This is a genomic window from Streptomyces sp. CBMA29 (genome assembly GCF_014596445.1).
In the GTDB taxonomy this organism is placed as follows: domain Bacteria; phylum Actinomycetota; class Actinomycetes; order Streptomycetales; family Streptomycetaceae; genus Actinacidiphila.
In genome coordinates, this window is sequence record NZ_MECL01000095.1 from 1 (window position 1) to 16,439 (window position 16,439).

General features: G+C 72.3%; 9 protein-coding genes. 7 read left to right on the plus strand and 2 right to left on the minus strand.

The features are described from left to right. Positions 1-74: 74 nt before the first annotated feature. Complete coding sequence (locus BGM09_RS14690; RefSeq protein WP_188282011.1) at positions 75-1,469, minus strand: ABC transporter substrate-binding protein; 1,395 nt, start codon at positions 1,467-1,469, stop codon at positions 75-77. Between the two features lie 151 nt (positions 1,470-1,620). Between BGM09_RS14690 and BGM09_RS14695 the strand changes: the two genes are divergently transcribed. The 7 genes from BGM09_RS14695 (at position 1,621) to BGM09_RS14725 (ending at position 15,306) form a co-directional block, all read left to right on the plus strand. Further along, positions 1,621-2,421, plus strand: coding sequence for an IclR family transcriptional regulator (locus BGM09_RS14695; RefSeq protein ID WP_317452703.1), 801 nt, complete (start codon positions 1,621-1,623; stop codon positions 2,419-2,421). A 160-nt stretch (positions 2,422-2,581) separates the two neighbouring features. Beyond that, entirely contained in the window at positions 2,582-3,868 is a 1,287-nt protein-coding gene (locus tag BGM09_RS14700; protein WP_188282012.1) for an enolase C-terminal domain-like protein, read from the plus strand. 80 nt (positions 3,869-3,948) lie between these two features. Then, positions 3,949-4,584 (plus strand): ThuA domain-containing protein, encoded by a 636-nt coding sequence (locus BGM09_RS14705; protein ID WP_223186950.1) that lies wholly within the window; start codon positions 3,949-3,951, stop codon positions 4,582-4,584. Then, positions 4,569-5,651, plus strand: coding sequence for a Gfo/Idh/MocA family protein (locus BGM09_RS14710; protein WP_188282013.1), 1,083 nt, complete (start codon positions 4,569-4,571; stop codon positions 5,649-5,651). Before BGM09_RS14705 ends, BGM09_RS14710 begins: the two co-directional genes overlap by 16 nt. 228 nt (positions 5,652-5,879) lie before the next feature. Next, the gene (locus BGM09_RS14715; protein WP_188282014.1) at positions 5,880-9,179 is read left to right on the plus strand and encodes an alpha-mannosidase; all 3,300 of its coding nucleotides are present in this window, start codon (positions 5,880-5,882) and stop codon (positions 9,177-9,179) included. Further along, complete coding sequence (locus BGM09_RS14720) at positions 9,172-11,433, plus strand: ROK family protein (protein WP_223186946.1); 2,262 nt, start codon at positions 9,172-9,174, stop codon at positions 11,431-11,433. The genes BGM09_RS14715 and BGM09_RS14720 overlap by 8 nt, the downstream gene beginning before the upstream one ends. Positions 11,434-11,652: 219 nt before the next feature. Further along, on the plus strand, positions 11,653-15,306 hold the full coding sequence (locus tag BGM09_RS14725; RefSeq protein WP_223186948.1) for a glycoside hydrolase family 3 C-terminal domain-containing protein: 3,654 nt from the start codon (positions 11,653-11,655) through the stop codon (positions 15,304-15,306). 124 nt (positions 15,307-15,430) lie between these two features. Here BGM09_RS14725 and BGM09_RS14730 read toward each other — a convergent pair whose 3' ends face one another. Beyond that, positions 15,431-16,438 (minus strand): sugar phosphate isomerase/epimerase family protein, encoded by a 1,008-nt coding sequence (locus BGM09_RS14730; RefSeq protein WP_188282015.1) that lies wholly within the window; start codon positions 16,436-16,438, stop codon positions 15,431-15,433. Position 16,439 lies beyond the last annotated feature (1 nt).

The window sequence follows — 16,439 nt, forward strand, 5'->3', positions numbered from 1 at the left end:
GCGCGCGGCCGGCCGGGGATCGCCTCCCCGGCCGGCGGCGGGCGTCCGCGTGAGCGTGGGACGGGGTGCGGTGGTCACTTGGACGTCGCCCAGAAGGAGTTGTCGAGCTTGGCCATCGCCTTGCCGGTCTGGTCCACGCTCTTCTGCTTCAGCGGCGTCAGGTCGGCCAGCACCTCACCCATCGAGTCCTGGTCGTACGTCGGCGGCCGGAAGGTGTTGTCGCTCGGGTCATAGGTGGTCTCCGGCGTGCCGACGAAGGTCTTCAGCATGTCGGCGAGCGTCGGGCCCATCACCGAGGCGGCGTCCGCGCCGAGTTCGGTGGCGGGCACGTCGGTGGCGTCCTTGGCGAACTTCGAGGCGATGTCGGGCCGCGCCAGGAACTTCATCCACTTCGCGGCGTTGTCCGGGTGCTTGCTGGTGGAGGTGACCGTCAGACCGGTGAGCGCCAGCGGGCCGAGCGCCCGGTCGGGCACCGCGCCGTCGCTCGGCGAGGGCAGGCCGAAGGCCATCACGTCGTCGGGGTTCATGCCGTTCTGCTGGAGGAAGGCCAGCGTGAAGGTGCCGCCGATGTCGAAGGCCGACTTGCCCTGGGCGAACGCCTGGTCGGCCGCGTCGATGTCGAGGGTCTGGGTGCCGGGCATCCAGTACGGCTGGAGCCCCGCGTACTGGGTGAGGACCTTGGTGCCGTCGGCGGAGGAGAAGTCCGCGGAGGCGTCCTTGCCGAACAGCGCCTGGTACTTCTCCTTGCCCAACTGGGCGAAGGCCAGCGGCTGGAGGACCCAGGTCAGACCGGTCGCCTTGACCTTCAGACCGAGGCTGACCCCGCCGTTCTTCGGGTCCTTGGTGGTGGTGGCCTTCAGGTCGGCCAGGAACTCGTCCCAGTTCGCGGGGGCCTTGGTGATCCCGGCGGCGGCCAGCATCTTCTTGTTGGCCATGACGATGCCGAAGGTCCCGGAGGTGAAGGGCACGCTGAAACGCTGGCCCTTGCTCACGCCGTGCGTCTTGGAGTCGGCGGGCTTGGACTCGGTGTACTTCGCGTCCGTGACGGTGCCCGAGATCTGGACGCCCTTCTGGTACAGGCCGCTCCAGGCGGCGTCGACGTCGCCCGCGATGTCCTTGGCTATGCCGGTGGCGCCGAGCACCAGGTCCTCGCCGTCGGAGTGGGTCTCCAGCACATCGGGCAGGTCGTGGGTCTTGGCGGCGGCCTGCACCTTGGTGGTGTACGCGTCGTCCGGTCCGTACGCCTCGACCTTGACGGTGATGCCGGTCTGCTTCGTGAACTCGGCCGCCGCGTTGCGCAGTCCGGCGACGTGCGACTGCTTGAAGGTCCACATCTCCAGCGACGTGCTGTCCCCCGATCCGGACGAGCCGCCGCCGCAGGCGGCCAGCGGGCTCAGCGAGAGGACGGTGGCCACAGCGGCTGCGGCGAGTCTCGTCTTCGGGGTAAAACGTGCGAATGGTGTGTTCATGGCCCCTACCTAGGATTCGACCGTTCAGAAGACCGAATGACGTTGGAGTGACTGAACTTAGGGTCGTGTTTGATATAGCGTCAAGACGCACGCCGCGATGGGAGTGGGCACTCTTATGCGTCGTGCATCGGCGGCGGGGAGCGGAGGATCGGTGGAATCGGTGGAATCGGTGGCACAAGCGGCGCGCGGGCGGAAGCCCGAAGAGGTGAAGTCCGCAGCTCGGGTGCTGGAAGTGCTCGAACTGCTCGGCGCGGACGGCGCCCGGCTCTCGCTGGCGGAGATGGCGACGGCGATGGCGGTGCCGAAGAGCAGCCTGCACGCCATCCTGCGCACGATGCAGGCGCGCCGGTGGGTGGATCTCGACCCTTCGGGGACGCGTTACAGCCTCGGTCTCAAGGCGCTGTTGACGGGCACCGCCTACCTGGAGGGCGACGACGTCACCAGCCTGGCGGGGCCGGTGCTCGACGCGCTGGCCGAGGAGACCGGCGAGGCCGTGCACCTGGGCAGGCTCGACGGTACGCACGTCGTCTACCTGGCCAAACGCGAGTCGCGGCACGCGCTGCGGATGTACTCCGCGGTCGGTCGCAGGCTCCCCGCGCACGCCACGGCGCTCGGCAAGGCGGTGCTCTCGCAGTACGACCACGCCGAGGTGCAGCGGCGGCTGGACTGGCCGCTGGAGCGGATGACCCCGACCACGGTGGTCGACCCCGACGCGTTCCTGGCCCAGTTGGCCGAGGCGCGACTGCGCGGCTGGGCGGCCGACGACGGCGAGAATTCCGTCGACATCCGCTGCGTCGCGGTCGCGCTCGGCGGCGGCCAGGGGGAGGACGCGATCAGTTGCTCGGCGCCCAAGAGCCGGATGGACGACGCGCGGGTCGAGGAGGTCGCGCAGGCGGTCACCGAGGCCGCGCAGTCGCTGAGCACCCTGCTCAAACGGCTGGGCCAGCACTGACGGACCGTCCGGTCCGCGGGGGCGGGCCGACCCCTTGTGTGTCCCGCGTGGCCGGGGTTACCGTCGTTGCGAGTTTGTCAAAGTCGTTGACAAAATCGGAATGTCCTCTCTACGTTCGGATACCGGTACGTCATTCCGCTACCTGTACGTGGGAGTTCGTATGGCATTGCCTGATGCCGGCCCCGCACCGCTCGCCCCGGCCCCCTGGGTCGACGAGCGCGGCGCCAAGATCCGCATCACGGCCGTTCGCACCTTTCTGACCGCCCCCCACGGGTGCCCCCATCTCATCGTCCGCGTCGAGACCGGCGAACCGGGGCTCTACGGCCTCGGCTGCGCCAGCGATCCCCAGCGCACGCTGGCCGTCCGCTCGGTGCTCGACGACTACCTTGCCCCGCTGCTGACCGGGCGGGACCCCGACGACATCGAGGACATCCACCGGCTGGTCCTCAACAGCGCCTACTGGCGCGGCGGTTCGGTCACCGGCAACGCGCTCGGCGGCATCGACGTCGCCCTGTGGGACCTCAAGGCCAAGCGCCTCGGCGCACCCCTGCACTCGCTCTTCGGTGGCAAGGTCCGGGCCTTCGCCGAGGCGTACACGCACGTCGACGGCCGCGACGCCGCCGAGATCGCCGACAAGGTCCAGGCCGCGAGGGAACGCGGCTACCGGCACGTCCGGATCCAGGCCGCCGTGCCGGGCGCCGACACCTACGGCGCCTCCGGCGGCGGCACCGCGGACGCCGACGCGGTACGCGAGCGGCGCGCGCCCTGGGACAGCGCGGGCTATCTGCGGTACGTGCCGGGTGTGCTCACCCGCGTGCGCGAACTCGTCGGCGACGACGTCGAGTTGCTGCACGACGTGCACGAACGGCTCGACCCCCGGCAGGCCAGGGACTTCCTGCGCAGAGTCGAGGACGCGGGACTGTACTTCGTGGAGGATCTGCTCGCGCCCGAGGACGCCCGGCACTTCAAGCGGCTGCACGACGCCTCGCCCGTACCGCTCGCGGTCGGCGAACTCTTCCACGACACCGCCCAGTTCACCGCCCTGCTGGACGGCCCCGACATCGACTTCGCCCGGATCCGCGTCCCCACCCTCGGCGGCCTGACCCCCGCACGCAAGATCGCGGCCTTCTGCGAACTGCGCGGCGTCCGGCTCGCGCCGCACGGCCCCGCCGACGTCAGCCCGGTCGCCCAGGCCGCCACCTTGGCCATGGACATCTCCAGCCACGCCTTCGGCGTCCAGGAGGCCGCGGTCTTCAGGCCGCCGGTCCACGAGGTGTTCCCCGGCACGGTCACCGCGACCGCGGGCGGCCTCGTACCCCGTGACACCCCGGGCCACGGAGTGGACTTCGACGAGGCCGCCGCCCGCCGTCACCCCGTGCCCGAACCTCTGGCCCACGACCGCTGGGCCCTGCTGCGCAACACCGATGGGAGCGTGCAACGCCCGTGACGAATCCGATCAGAGCCGGTGAACCCGGAGCGGGAACCGACCAGGACGGGGGCGGCCGGGAGCGGTCCGCACGAAGGGCGTTGGTGGTACGCGGCGGCTGGGAGGGCCACGCGCCGGTCGCGATCACCGACCTCTTCCTGCCCTTCCTCAAGGACGAGGGCTTCACCGTCGAGACCGCGCAGTCGCTCGACGTCTACGCCGACCGGGAGCTGATGGCCGCCACCGACCTCGTCGTCCAGTGCTGGACGATGGGCGAGATCAGCGGCGAGCAGACCAGGGGCCTGGCCGAGGCGGTCAGGGCGGGCACCGGCTTCGCGGGCTGGCACGGCGGGATCGTCGACTCCTTCCGCGGCGACGTCGACTACCAGTTCCTGACCGGCGGTCAGTTCCTCATGCACCCGGCGGGGTTCCTCGACTACCGGGTCCATGTGCGCCCCGAGCGCGCCGACCACCCGGTGATCGCCGGGATCGGCGACTTCGACGTGCACACCGAGCAGTACTGGCTGGCCACCGATCCCGACATCGACGTGCTGGCCACCACGGCCTTCCCGCCGGACGGCGAGCGCGCGCACCCGGTCGTGATGCCCGTGGTGTGGACCAGGAAGCAGGGCGCGGGACGGGTGTTCGTGTCCGCCATCGGGCACAAGGCCGACGACTTCGACGTGCCCGAGGTGCGGGCGCTGACCGAGAGGGGACTGCTGTGGGCGAGCCGTTGAGGATCGGCATGGTCGGCGCGGGCAAGATCAGCGGCCAGTACCTGGACACCATCGCCGGGCTCGAAGGGCTGCGGCTGACCGCCGTCACCGACCTCGACCCCGGCCGGGCCAAGGAGGCCGCCGAGCGCGCGGGCGCCGAAGTGGCGTCGAGCGTCGCGGAGTTGGTGGCGCGCGACGACGTGGACGCCGTACTGAACCTCACCGTCCCCGCCGTGCACGCCGAAGTGGCGCTGGCCGCCGTCGCCGCGGGCAAGCACGTCTACGGCGAGAAGCCGCTCGCCGCCACCCGCGAGGAGGCCGCCGCCGTGCTCGCCGCCGCCCGCGCCGCGGGCGTCCGGGTCGGCAGCGCGCCCGACACCGTACTCGGCACCGGCACCCAGACCGCCCGCAAGGCGGTGGACGACGGGCTGATCGGCACGCCCGTCGCCGCGACCGCCTTCATGACCACCGCGGGACACGAAGCCTGGCACCCGGACCCGGAGTTCTACTACCGGCCCGGCGGCGGCCCGCTGCTCGACATGGGCCCGTACTACCTGTCCGCGCTGGTCCATCTGCTGGGCCCGGTCGTCAAGGTCACCGGCGCCGTCGCCACCCCGCGCGCCGAACGCGCCGTCGGCAGCGGCCCGCGCGCCGGAGCGCGCTTCCCCGTCGAGGTCGACACCCATGTCACCGGCGTCCTCCAGCACGAAGGCGGCGCCCTCACGACGCTGATCATGAGCTTCGACATCCACGCCGCCCGGCTGCCGCGGATCGAGGTGTACGGCACCGAGGGCTCGCTGTCCGTCCCCGACCCCAACGGCTTCGACGGCCGGGTCGAGTTGTTCACCGACGGTACGTGGCAGCCGCTGCCGGTCTCGGCCGGATACCGCGGCGCGGGGCGCGGCACCGGCCTCGCGGACCTCGCCGCCGCCGTCGCCGCCGGACGCCCGCACCTGGCGTCGGCCGAACTCGCCCAGCACGTACTGGACGTGATGCTGACACTGCTGGACGCCGCGCACGACGGGACGGCGCTGCCGGTCACCAGCGGCTGCGAACGGCCGGCGCGGGTGGATTCCGTGACACCGTAATTCCCTCGCGGGCGGCAGGAAGGGCCACGGCCCTTCCTGCCGCCTTTTGCCGTTCCCGATGTCAGGCGAATTAACTGACAGCTGACTCCCTTTTCGGTTCCAAATTAGCCTGACAATTTGATAGTCGCAGGTCACCACCTGCGAGAAGAAGGAATTCGCGTGAAGCGTTGACTTGATAACACACATAGTTTTACATGGCGGTTACTGGCTGGACAGGAAGGGCTGCCGATGCATGACCGGATGAAGTCCGGCGAAGAGCGCATAGCCGCATTCCTCGCCGAACGGCTGCGCCCCGCGCTCTACCCGCAGAAGCTGCCCATGGACGTCGGCGCCTGGCACATCGCGGGCGAGCCCGTCCCCGCGGAGGTCGCGCTGCGCGCGGACTACGCGCCGTTCGCCGTCGGCGAGGCGTGGGGGCGCCCCTGGGCGACCACCTGGTTCAGCGTCCACGCCACCGTGCCGGAGCGCTGGGCGGGGCGGCGGGTCGAGGCGCTGTTCGACCTCGGCTCGGGACCCGGCGACAGGACCTGGACGGGAGCCGGGGGCGGGGACGGGACCGGGGACGGGACCGGGGCGGGGGCCTTCGTCGGCCCGGCCGAGGGCCTGGTGCACGACGCGCACGGCATCCCGCTCCAGGGCCTGCGCCCCGGCCTCGGCGCCGTCCTGATCGCCGGGTCCGCCACCGGCGGCTCGTCCGTACGGCTGCTGGTCGAGGCCGCCGCCAACCCGCACATCGCGGCGGGCAGCGGCGCGGGCACCCGCTACGGCGACCCGGCCACCGCGGGCGACACCCTCCTGTACCGGCTGCGCCGCGCCGACCTCGCCGTGCGCGACGAGGACGTCTGGCAGCTCATCCACGACGTGCACACCCTCGAAGGGCTGATGCGCGCCCTGCCCGAACAGCAGCCGCGCAGGCACGAGATCCGGCTCGCGCTGGAACGCGCCCTGGACGCCGTCGATCCGCGGGCCGTCGGCCGCACCGCCGGATACGCCCGTACGCTGCTGACCGGCGTGCTCGCCCGGCGCGCCCACGAGTCCGCGCACACCGTGACCGCCGTCGGCCACGCGCACACCGGCTCCGCCCGGCTGTGGCCGGTGCGTGAGACGGTCCGCAAGTGCGCCCGCGCCTTCAGCACGATGGCCGCGCTCGCCGACGAGTACCCCGAACTGGTCGTCGCCGCCTCCAGCGCGCAGCACTACGCCTGGATGAAGGACCACCAGCCGCATGTCTTCGAGCGGATCCGCAAGGCGGTCGCGGACGGCAACTGGGCGCCGGTCGGCGGTATGTGGGTGGAGGCCGACACCGAACTGCCCGGCGGCGAGGCGCTGGTGCGCCAGCTCGTGCACGGACGGCGGTTCTTCCGCGATGAGTTGGGCACCGAGACCGACGGTGTGTGGCTGCCCGGTGCCTCCGGCGCGTCCGCGGCCTTCCCGCAGCTCGCCGCGCTCGCGGGCGCCCGCTGGTTCCTCGGCCGCCGCCCGGAACCCGGCCGCGGCTCCGCGCTGCCGCACCACACCTTCCGCTGGGAGGGCCTGGACGGCACGAGGCTCTTCGCGCACCTCGCTCCGGCCGGGACCGACAGCGATCACGGAACCGAGGGCCAGGCGCTGACCGGCGGCGATCTCGTACGGTCCGTGGACGGCTTCGCCGACAAGGGCCACGCGACCCGCTCCCTGCTGCCCTTCGGCCGCGGCGACGGCGGCCCCGACCGGTCGATGCTGGAGCGCGCCCGCCGCCTGGCCGACCTCGACGGCGCGCCGCGCGTCGCCCTCGGCGCCCCGGCCCGCTTCTTCCGCGACGCCCAGGCCGAGTATCCGGCCGCCCCCGTCTGGCGCGGCGAGCTCGACCTCGCGCCGCACCTGGGCACGTACACCAGTCAGGCCCGCACCAAGCGCGGCAACCGGCGCAGCGAGGCGCTGCTGCACGAGGCCGAGCTGTGGTCGGCGACCGCCGCCGTACGGCACGCGATCCCGTACCCCTACGAGGAGTTGGAGCGGCTGTGGAAGAAGGTGCTGCTCCAGCAGTGCCACGACATCCTGCCCGGCACGTCGATCGCCTGGGCGCACGAGGAGGCCGAGCAGACCCACCGGGACGTGACGCGCAGGCTGGAACGGCTGATCCGGCGGGCGGTCGGTGACCCGGACGGCGCGACCGTGCTCAACGCGGGGCCGCGGGCCCGCCGCGAGGTCGTCGTCCTCGCACCGGAGGACGGCCCGGCACCCGGCACGCTTCAGACCGGCACGCTTCAGACCGGCACTTTTCCTACCGGCGCCGCACAGCCCGGTACCGCACAATCCGGTACCGCTCAGCCCCTGTCCGACGGCCGGTTCGCGGTCCTCGCGCAGGCCCCGGCGCACGGCTCGGGCCCCGCGGGCATCGCGCTCGGCGACCTCGCGCCGGTCACCGTGACGGCGGGCTCGGACGGCGGCCACGTCCTGGACAACGGGCTGCTGCGGATACGGGTCGACGCGGCCGGTCTGGTGCGGTCCGCCGCCGACCTCGGCGCCGGACGCGAGGCCATCGCGCCCGGCGCGGCGGGCAATCTGCTCCAACTGCACCGCGACGAGCCAGGCGGGTGGAGCGCGGCGCGCTACGCCCCGGCGGCCGGGTCCCGCGATCTGGACCGGGCCGACCAGGTGGAGGTCACCGCCGCGGGACCGCTGCTGGCCCGGCTGCGGATACTGCGCGGCACCGGACGCTCCACCGTGGTGCAGGAGTTGACGCTCACCGCGGGCAGCCACGCGCTGACCGTCGACACCGAGGTCGACTGGCGCGAGCAGGACACCGTGCTCAAGGCCGCCTGGCCGCTGGACGTACACGCCGAACACAGCCGCGCGGAAACGCAGTTCGGCCACGTCGCGCGCCCCACCCACGAGAACACCGACGGGGACGCGGCCCGCCAGGAGTCGGTCGCGCACCGCTGGATCCACGTCGGCGAGCACGGCTGGGGCGTCGCGCTCGCAGGGGACTCGACGTACGGCTACGACGTGACACGGCACACCCGTGCGGACGGCGGCACCACCACCGTCGTGCGCAGCACACTGCTGCGTGCCCCGCGCAGCCCCGACCCGCACGCCGACCGCGGACTCCAGCGCTTCCGGCACCGGCTGCGGCCCGGCGCCGACGTGGACGACGCCATCTGCGAGGGCTACGCGCTGCACCTGCCGCTGCGCCCCGGCCCGGTCGGCGGCGCCGATCCCCTTCCCGGCACCGCTTCTGACGTAGCGTCAACGACCCCGCTGGTCGCCGTCGACCACCCCGACGTCGTGGTCGAGACGGTCAAACTCGCCGACGACCGCAGCGGCGACGTCGTGGTCCGGCTGTACGAGTCGCGCGGCGGGCGGGCCCGTGCCGTCCTGACCGCGGGCTTCCCCGCGACGGCCGTCCAGGAGACGGACCTGCTGGAGGAACGGCTCGCCGACCACCCGCACGACGACGGGCGCACCCCGCTGACGCTGCGCCCGTTCCAGGTGCTCACCCTGCGGCTGGTCCGCCCCCGCGAAGGCCAGGAGGGCCGCGTTGCCTGAAACACCCCACTCGCCGCTCTCCGAAGTGCCCTCGCGGGACGAGGCGTTGCCGGCCTTCCCCGACGAGCAGCGCCCGCCGGGACCGCCGGACGCGCGGACGCGCGACCTGCTGCGCCAGTGGGCCGCGGGCGACGGTCCGCTCGCCACCCGCGCCCGGGTCGTCCTGCTCGCCGCCGAAGGGCTGCGGGACGCCGAGATCTCCCGGCGGCTCGGCGTCTCCCGGCAGACCGTGGGCAGTTGGCGGCACCGCTGGCAGAGCGCGGGGCTGCGCGGTCTCGAACAGCGGCCCCGCACCGGCAGACCCGCCACCGTGGACGAGGCCGAGGTGGTCACCCGCGCGCTGCTCGCGCCCGGCGGCAGCGGCGCCAGCCGGGCCATCGCCCGCGAACTGGGCCTGTCCCACGCCACGGTGGCCGCGATCAGACGCCGCTGGCAGCTCACCGCGGACGAGACGGCACCCGCCCCGCACGTACCGACCAGACCGCCGCTGCCCGGCACCGACGTGTGGGTGATGGGCCTGTACGCCGACGCGCGCGGCGCCGTCCTGCTCGCCGGTACCCGCGCCGCCGCCCCGGCGCAGGGACCCGCGGCCACCGTCATCGGCGAGGACGTCCTGGCCGGCCTCGGCCGGGCCCTCGACGCGATGCGCCTGGCCGTGGCCCCTGACCCCGGCGGCCCGCCGCCGCCCGGCCTCACCGGCTACCTCGCCGCGGCGGCCGGACACCACCCGGACATCGCCCTGCACGCGATCACCCTCTGGGAGACCGGCCGGATCTCCGCACCCCCGCCCGGCACCACGCCGGTGACCTTCCACCAGCTCCCGGCCCGTTCCACCTGGCACGGCTTCCTGCGCGCCATGATCGCCCTGGACAGCACCAGCCACCCCGAGTCCTCCCGGCGGGTCTACCTCGACCTCGTCGCCGCGCTGGAACGGCAGACCGCGGGCGCGCCGGGCCCGGTCCGCTGGCTGCGCGAGAACGTCGCGGGCCACCTGCGCGCCCCGCACACCCCCGAGGCCGTCGCACACCCGCCCTCGTTCAGCGGTGTCAACCAGATCGACCTCGGCTCCTTCAACGAGTGCGTGGTGATCGAGACCGTCCGGCTGTCCGGCACCATCACCCGCGGCGAGATCGCCCACCGCACCGGACTCACCCAGCAGTCGGTCTCCCGGATCGCCCGCTCGCTGCTCGACCGCGGCATCCTCGTCGAGGACGCGCAGCGGCGCGCCACCTCGGGCAAGCCCCGCACCCCGGTGCGGCTCAGCGGCACCGCCGCGCACGCGCTCGGCCTGCACATCGACCCCGAGGTGCTGACCGCCGTCGTCATCGACCTCGACGGCGCGATCGTCTGCACCCGCACCCGGCCGGTGAGCGCCGACATCGACCCGGCCGAATTCGTCGCGCAGGTGGTCGAGCTGGGCCGCGAGACGCTGCGGAAGGCGGGCGGCGCGGTCCGCGAGGACGGCTTCCTCGGCATCGGCGTCGCGGTGCCGGGCCCGGTCGACATCGCCTCCGGTACGGTGCTCGGCCCGCCGCTGCTGTCGGCCTGGAACGACCTGCCGCTGCTCTATCTGCTCAAGGACCACTTCCCGTGCCCGGTGATCATCGAGAAGGACTCGCTGGCCGCGGCGGCGGGGGAGCGGTGGATCGGCCGCGACCGCAGAGCCCGCGACTTCGCGTACCTCTACCTCGGTACGGGCGTCGGCTCCGGGCTCTACCTCAACGGTGACCTCTACCGGGGCGTCAGCGCCAACGCCGGTGAGTTCGGGCAGCTCTGCGCCATCGCGCTGGGGCGGGTGGACGCCGACGGGCGGCCCGAACTGCTGCCCGAGTGCAATCCGCCGGTCTCCGTGACCGACTTCGCGGTCCGCCGCGGCCTGCCCGCCGCCGACGCCGCCCGCGGCAGCACCGCCGCCTACCGGGAGGTCGGCCGGGCCGCGGCGGCCGGTGACCCGGCCGCGACGGCCGCGCTGCGCGAGGTGGCGGGCGCCGTCGGACGCGGCGCGCTCGGCCTGGTCGACCTGCTGGACATCGACCTCATCGTGCTCGGCGGCCCGTTCTTCACCGACGACGTCGCCGGCTTCTACCTGGACGAGATCGGCCGCGCCGTCAACGAATTCCCCACCGCCCGCAGGCTGCGCCGGGTCGAGGTGGAGCGCTCGGTGCTGAGCGCCGAGGCCGCCGCCGTGGGCGCCGCGTCGACCATCTTCCACGCCACGTTCACCCCGCGGCTGCGCGGGCGCGAGCGGCCCTGACCGGGCGGGGCGCGGGCGCCGCTGGCGAACCACCCGCGTCCCGCTTTTTGCAGTGAGAAGTCAAAAAATGCCGGTCCGATCGCGTTCTTTGTCTTGACGCTGCGTCAAAGATGGCAACACACTGCCCAACTGATGACGCGAGACCCGGACTTCCTTCGGACTTGCACCGAAGTCAGTGCCGGCACCTGCTCGATGCTGCTCGATGACGACGGAGGCAGGATGGACGAGCGAAAGCGCCGACGCGCGGGACTGGCCGCGGTCTGCGCCATGGCGTGTGCGATCGGTCTGACGGCGGGATTCGGCCCGAGCGCGGCGGCGAACACCCCACAGGAGGCGGTCGCCGCCACCCCGGTCTACCTCGACACCCACCACTCCTTCCAGGAGCGGGCCGCCGACCTGGTGTCGAGGATGACCTCGCAGGAGAAGGTCCAGCAGCTCAGCACCAACAGCGGCCCCGCCATCCCCCGGCTGGGCGTCCAGCAGTACACGTACTGGAGCGAGGGCCAGCACGGCGTCAACACCCTCGGGGCCAACCAGAACAACGGCGGGGCGCAGGGCGGCGTCCACGCCACCAGCTTCCCGACCAACTTCGCCTCGTCCATGTCCTGGGACCCGGCGCTGCTCTACCAGGAGAGCACCGCGATCTCCGACGAGGTGCGCGGTTTCGTCGACAAGTCGCTCTTCGGCACCGGCCAGAACAACCTCGGCCCGTCCGCCGACGACTACGGTTCGCTGACCTACTGGGCGCCGACGGTCAACCTCGACCGCGACCCGCGCTGGGGCAGGACCGACGAGGCGTTCGGCGAGGACCCGTACTTCGTCGGGCGGATGGCCGGCCAGTTCGTCGACGGCTACCAGGGCAACAACCCCGACGGCACCTCGAAGACCGGCTATCTGAAGGTCGCCTCCACCGCCAAGCACTACGCGCTCAACAACGTCGAGGACAACCGCACCGGCATCAGCTCGGACGTCGACGACACCGACCTGCGCGACTACTACACCGCGCAGTTCCGCTCGCTGATCGAGGACGCGCACGTGTCCGGGCTCATGACGTCGTACAACGCGATCAACGGCACCCCGTCGGTCTCGGACACCTACACCACCAGCCAACTCGCCCAGCGCACCTACGGGTTCAACGGCTACATCACCTCCGACTGCGGCGCGGTCGGCACCAACTGGCGGCAGTTCCCCGGCGGTCACGACTGGGCGCCACCCGGCTGGACCACCGACCACAAGGACGACCCGACGTGGACCGAGACCGCCACCGGCACGACGATGTCCGGGCAGGCCGGCGGCCAGGCGTACGCGCTGCGGGCCGGTACCGACCTCAACTGCACGGGTGACGAGGCGACCACCGCCAACATCCAGGAGGCCGTCGAGGCGGGCGCGCTCAGCGAGGGCGTGATCGACACCGCCCTGGTGAAGGTCTTCACCATCCGCATGGAGACCGGCGAGTTCGACCCGGCGAGCGCGGTGTCGTACACGAACATCACCAAGGACCAGATCGAGAGCCCGGCCCACCAGGCGCTCGCCACCACCGTCGCCGACAGCTCCCTGGTGCTGCTGAAGAACGACAAGCGGGCCTCGGGCGGCGGCAAGCTGCTGCCCGCCGACCCCGCCGCCACCAAGAAGGTCGTCGTCCTCGGCGACCTGGCCGACACCGCGACGCTCGGCCTGTACTCGGGTGACCCGACCTACCGGACCAGCCCGCTACGCGGCATCCAGAACGAGATCCACGCGATCGACCCCACGGCCTCCGTGGTCTACGACGCGGCGGGCACCTCGTCCACGGGCACCGGCGCCGCGGTGCTCTCCGACAAGACCAGGGCCGACATCAAGGCCGCCGACCTCGTGGTGCTGTTCGTCGGCACCACCCAGGCCAACGGCGACGAGGGCAACGACCGCGACAACCTCGCCATGCCCGGCAATTACCAGTCGCTGATCGACCAGACGTCGGCGCTCGGCACCGACAAGCTCGCCCTGGTCATCCAGTCCGACGGCCCGGTGGACATCCAGAAGGAGACCGCCGCCGGCTCACCGGTCTCCTCGATCGTCTTCAGCGGCTACAACGGCCAGTCGCAGGGCACCGCGCTCGCCCATGTGCTCTTCGGCGACGTCAACCCGTCAGGGCACCTCAACTTCACCTGGTACAAGGACGATTCGCAGCTCCCCGACAAGCAGGACTACGGACTGACCCCGAGCGCCACCGGCGGCCTCGGCCGTACGTACCAGTACTTCACCGGCGCCCCCACGTACCCCTTCGGCTACGGGCTCAGCTACAGCTCCTTCTCCTTCACCTCGGTCAGTGCCAACAAGACACGGATCACGCCGGACGGCACCGTGAAGATCGGCGTGGACGTCACCAACACCGGCAAGACGGCGGGCGCCACGGTCGCGCAGCTCTACGCGGCGACCCCCTTCGCCGTCCCCGGCGTGGAACTGCCCGCCAAGCGGCTGGCGGGCTTCGCCAAGACCAAGGTGCTGGGGCCCGGCAGGAGCCAGCACCTGACGATCACCGTCAAGGCCGCGGACCTGTCCTTCTGGGACGCCGGGAGCTCCCGGCAGACCGTCTACAACGGCACCTACGCCTTCCGGCTCGGCCCGGACTCCGCCCACCCGGCGGGCACCGCGAGCGTGAAGATCAGCGGCACACTGACCCCCAAGGTGCGGTACGTCACCGTGCAGCCCGAGAGCGTCGTCCACGACGCGGGCCAGACCTTCCCGCTCACCGGCAAGAACAAGTGGATCAAGGACGACACGAACCCGGCGAAGGAACAGCGCGACCTGTCCGTCACCGCGGACAACGTCGTGGAGGCCGTCAACAACGACCAGTCCTTCGTCGACCTGTCCACCGCCAAGGTCACGTACCACAGCAGTGACCCGGCCGTCGCGACCGTCGACAAGGACGGCCTGGTGCACGCCGTGGCCGACGGCGTCGCCACCGTCTCGGCGACCGTGGGCGGCGTCACCGGCTCCACCCCGGTGGTGGTCCGCGGCACCCTCACGCTCAAGGCGCCGCCGATCGCCGAGGCGGGCAGCACCCTGACCGCGACCACCACGTACACCAACGGCGGCGCGTCCGCCGTGCGGAATGTGTCGGTCACGCTCGCCACCCCGGCGGGCTGGACGGCCACGGCCACCGGCCCGGCGGCCTTCGACAGCGTCGGCGCGGGCCAGAAGGCCACCACCACCTGGCAGGTGACCGTCCCGGCCGGTGCGGACCCGGACAACTTCACCCTCGACGCCGCCGTCGTCACCCCCTCAGGGGAGGAGACCGCCCAGGCACCCGTCACCGTGCCGTACGCGTCACTGACCGCCGCCTACAACAACTCCGGCATCAGCGACGACGCCCACACCACGACCGGCAGCCTGGACGGCGAGGGCGCCAGCTTCTCGCTCCAGGCGCTCGCCGCCCTGGGCTGGCACGCGGGCCGGAACACCGACCACGACGGGGTGTCCTACCCCTGGCCCGCCACCGCGGGCACCGGGGCCCCGGACAACGCCGTGGCGGGCGGCCAGGCCGTCGAGATCACCGGCAGCGGAACCAAGCTGGGCTTTGTCGGCACCAGCGCCTTCGGCGCCACCTCCGGCACCGGCACCATCGTCTACACCGACGGGACCACGCAGACCTACGCGCTGGCCCTGTCCGACTGGTGGGCCGGATCACCGTCGCAGGGCAGCGACTTCGCCGCCAGCACGCCCTACCTCAACAACGGCGGCGGACAGCAGCAGCAGACCGTGCACATCTCCGCGGCCACCGTGGACCTGCTGCCCGGCAAGACCGTCCAGGCGATCACCCTGCCGAACGTGAGCAGGACGCAGGTCGACCACCAGGTCGCCATGCACCTGTTCTCGATCGCGGTCGGCGGCTGACATGCAGCGGCGCGCCGTCCCCCCGCTGCGGAGGACGGCGCGCCGAGCGCCGCCCGGCCGGCCAGCCTGTCAGGACCGGGCCCGCCGGGAGGAGCCGCAGGACGTCAGCGACGATCCCAGACGTTCATGAGGATGAGCTGAACGCCGAGTCGAAGGAGGCCGCGGGCGGCTCGATCGCGGCCAGCGCCCGTACGTGCGCGAGCGCGGCGGGCGCGCCCGTCATCCGGTCCATCCCCGCGTCCTCCCACTCCACCGAGACCGGCCCCTCGTACCCGATGCTGTTGAGCATCCGGAAGACCGGCTCCCACGGCACGTCGCCGTGCCCGGTCGACACGAAGTCCCAGCCGCGCCGCGGGTCGCCCCACGGCAGATGCGAACCGAGCCGCCCGTTGCGGCCGTTGAACTGCTTGACCGACTCCTTGCAGTCCACGTGGTAGATACGGTCGCGGAAGTCGTACAGGAAGCCGACCGGGTCGAGGTCCTGCCACACGAAGTGGCTGGGGTCGAAGTTGAGCCCGAAGGCCGGGCGGTGCCCGATCGCCTCCAGGGTCCGCACGGTCGTCCAGTAGTCGTACGCGATCTCGCCCGGGTGCACCTCGTGCGCGTACCGGACCCCGACCTCGTCGAAGACGTCCAGGATCGGATTCCAGCGGTCGGCGAAGTCCGCGAATCCGCGGTCGACCATCTCCTGCGGCACCGGCGGGAACATCGCCACCGTGTGCCAGATCGACGAACCGGTGAAACCGACCACGGTGTCCACACCGAAGGCCGCGGCGGCCCGCGCGGTGTTCTTGATCTCCTCCGCGGCCCGCTCCCGCACCCCCTCGGGTGAGCCGTCGCCCCAGATACGGGCGGGCAGGATGCCGCGGTGCCGCTCGTCGATCGGATGGTCGCAGACCGCCTGGCTGGTCAGATGGCAGGAGATGGTCCAGCTCTTGAGCCCGTGCTTGTCCAGGGTGTCGCGCAGTCGCGGCAGATACGCGTCGTCGCCGAGCGCCGCCTCCACGTCGAAGTGGTCACCCCAGCAGGCGATCTCCAGGCCGTCGTACCCCCACCGCGAGGCGAGCGCGCACACCTCGGTGAAGGGCAGGTCGGCGAACTGGCCGGTGAAGAGCGTGACGGGTCGGGCCATG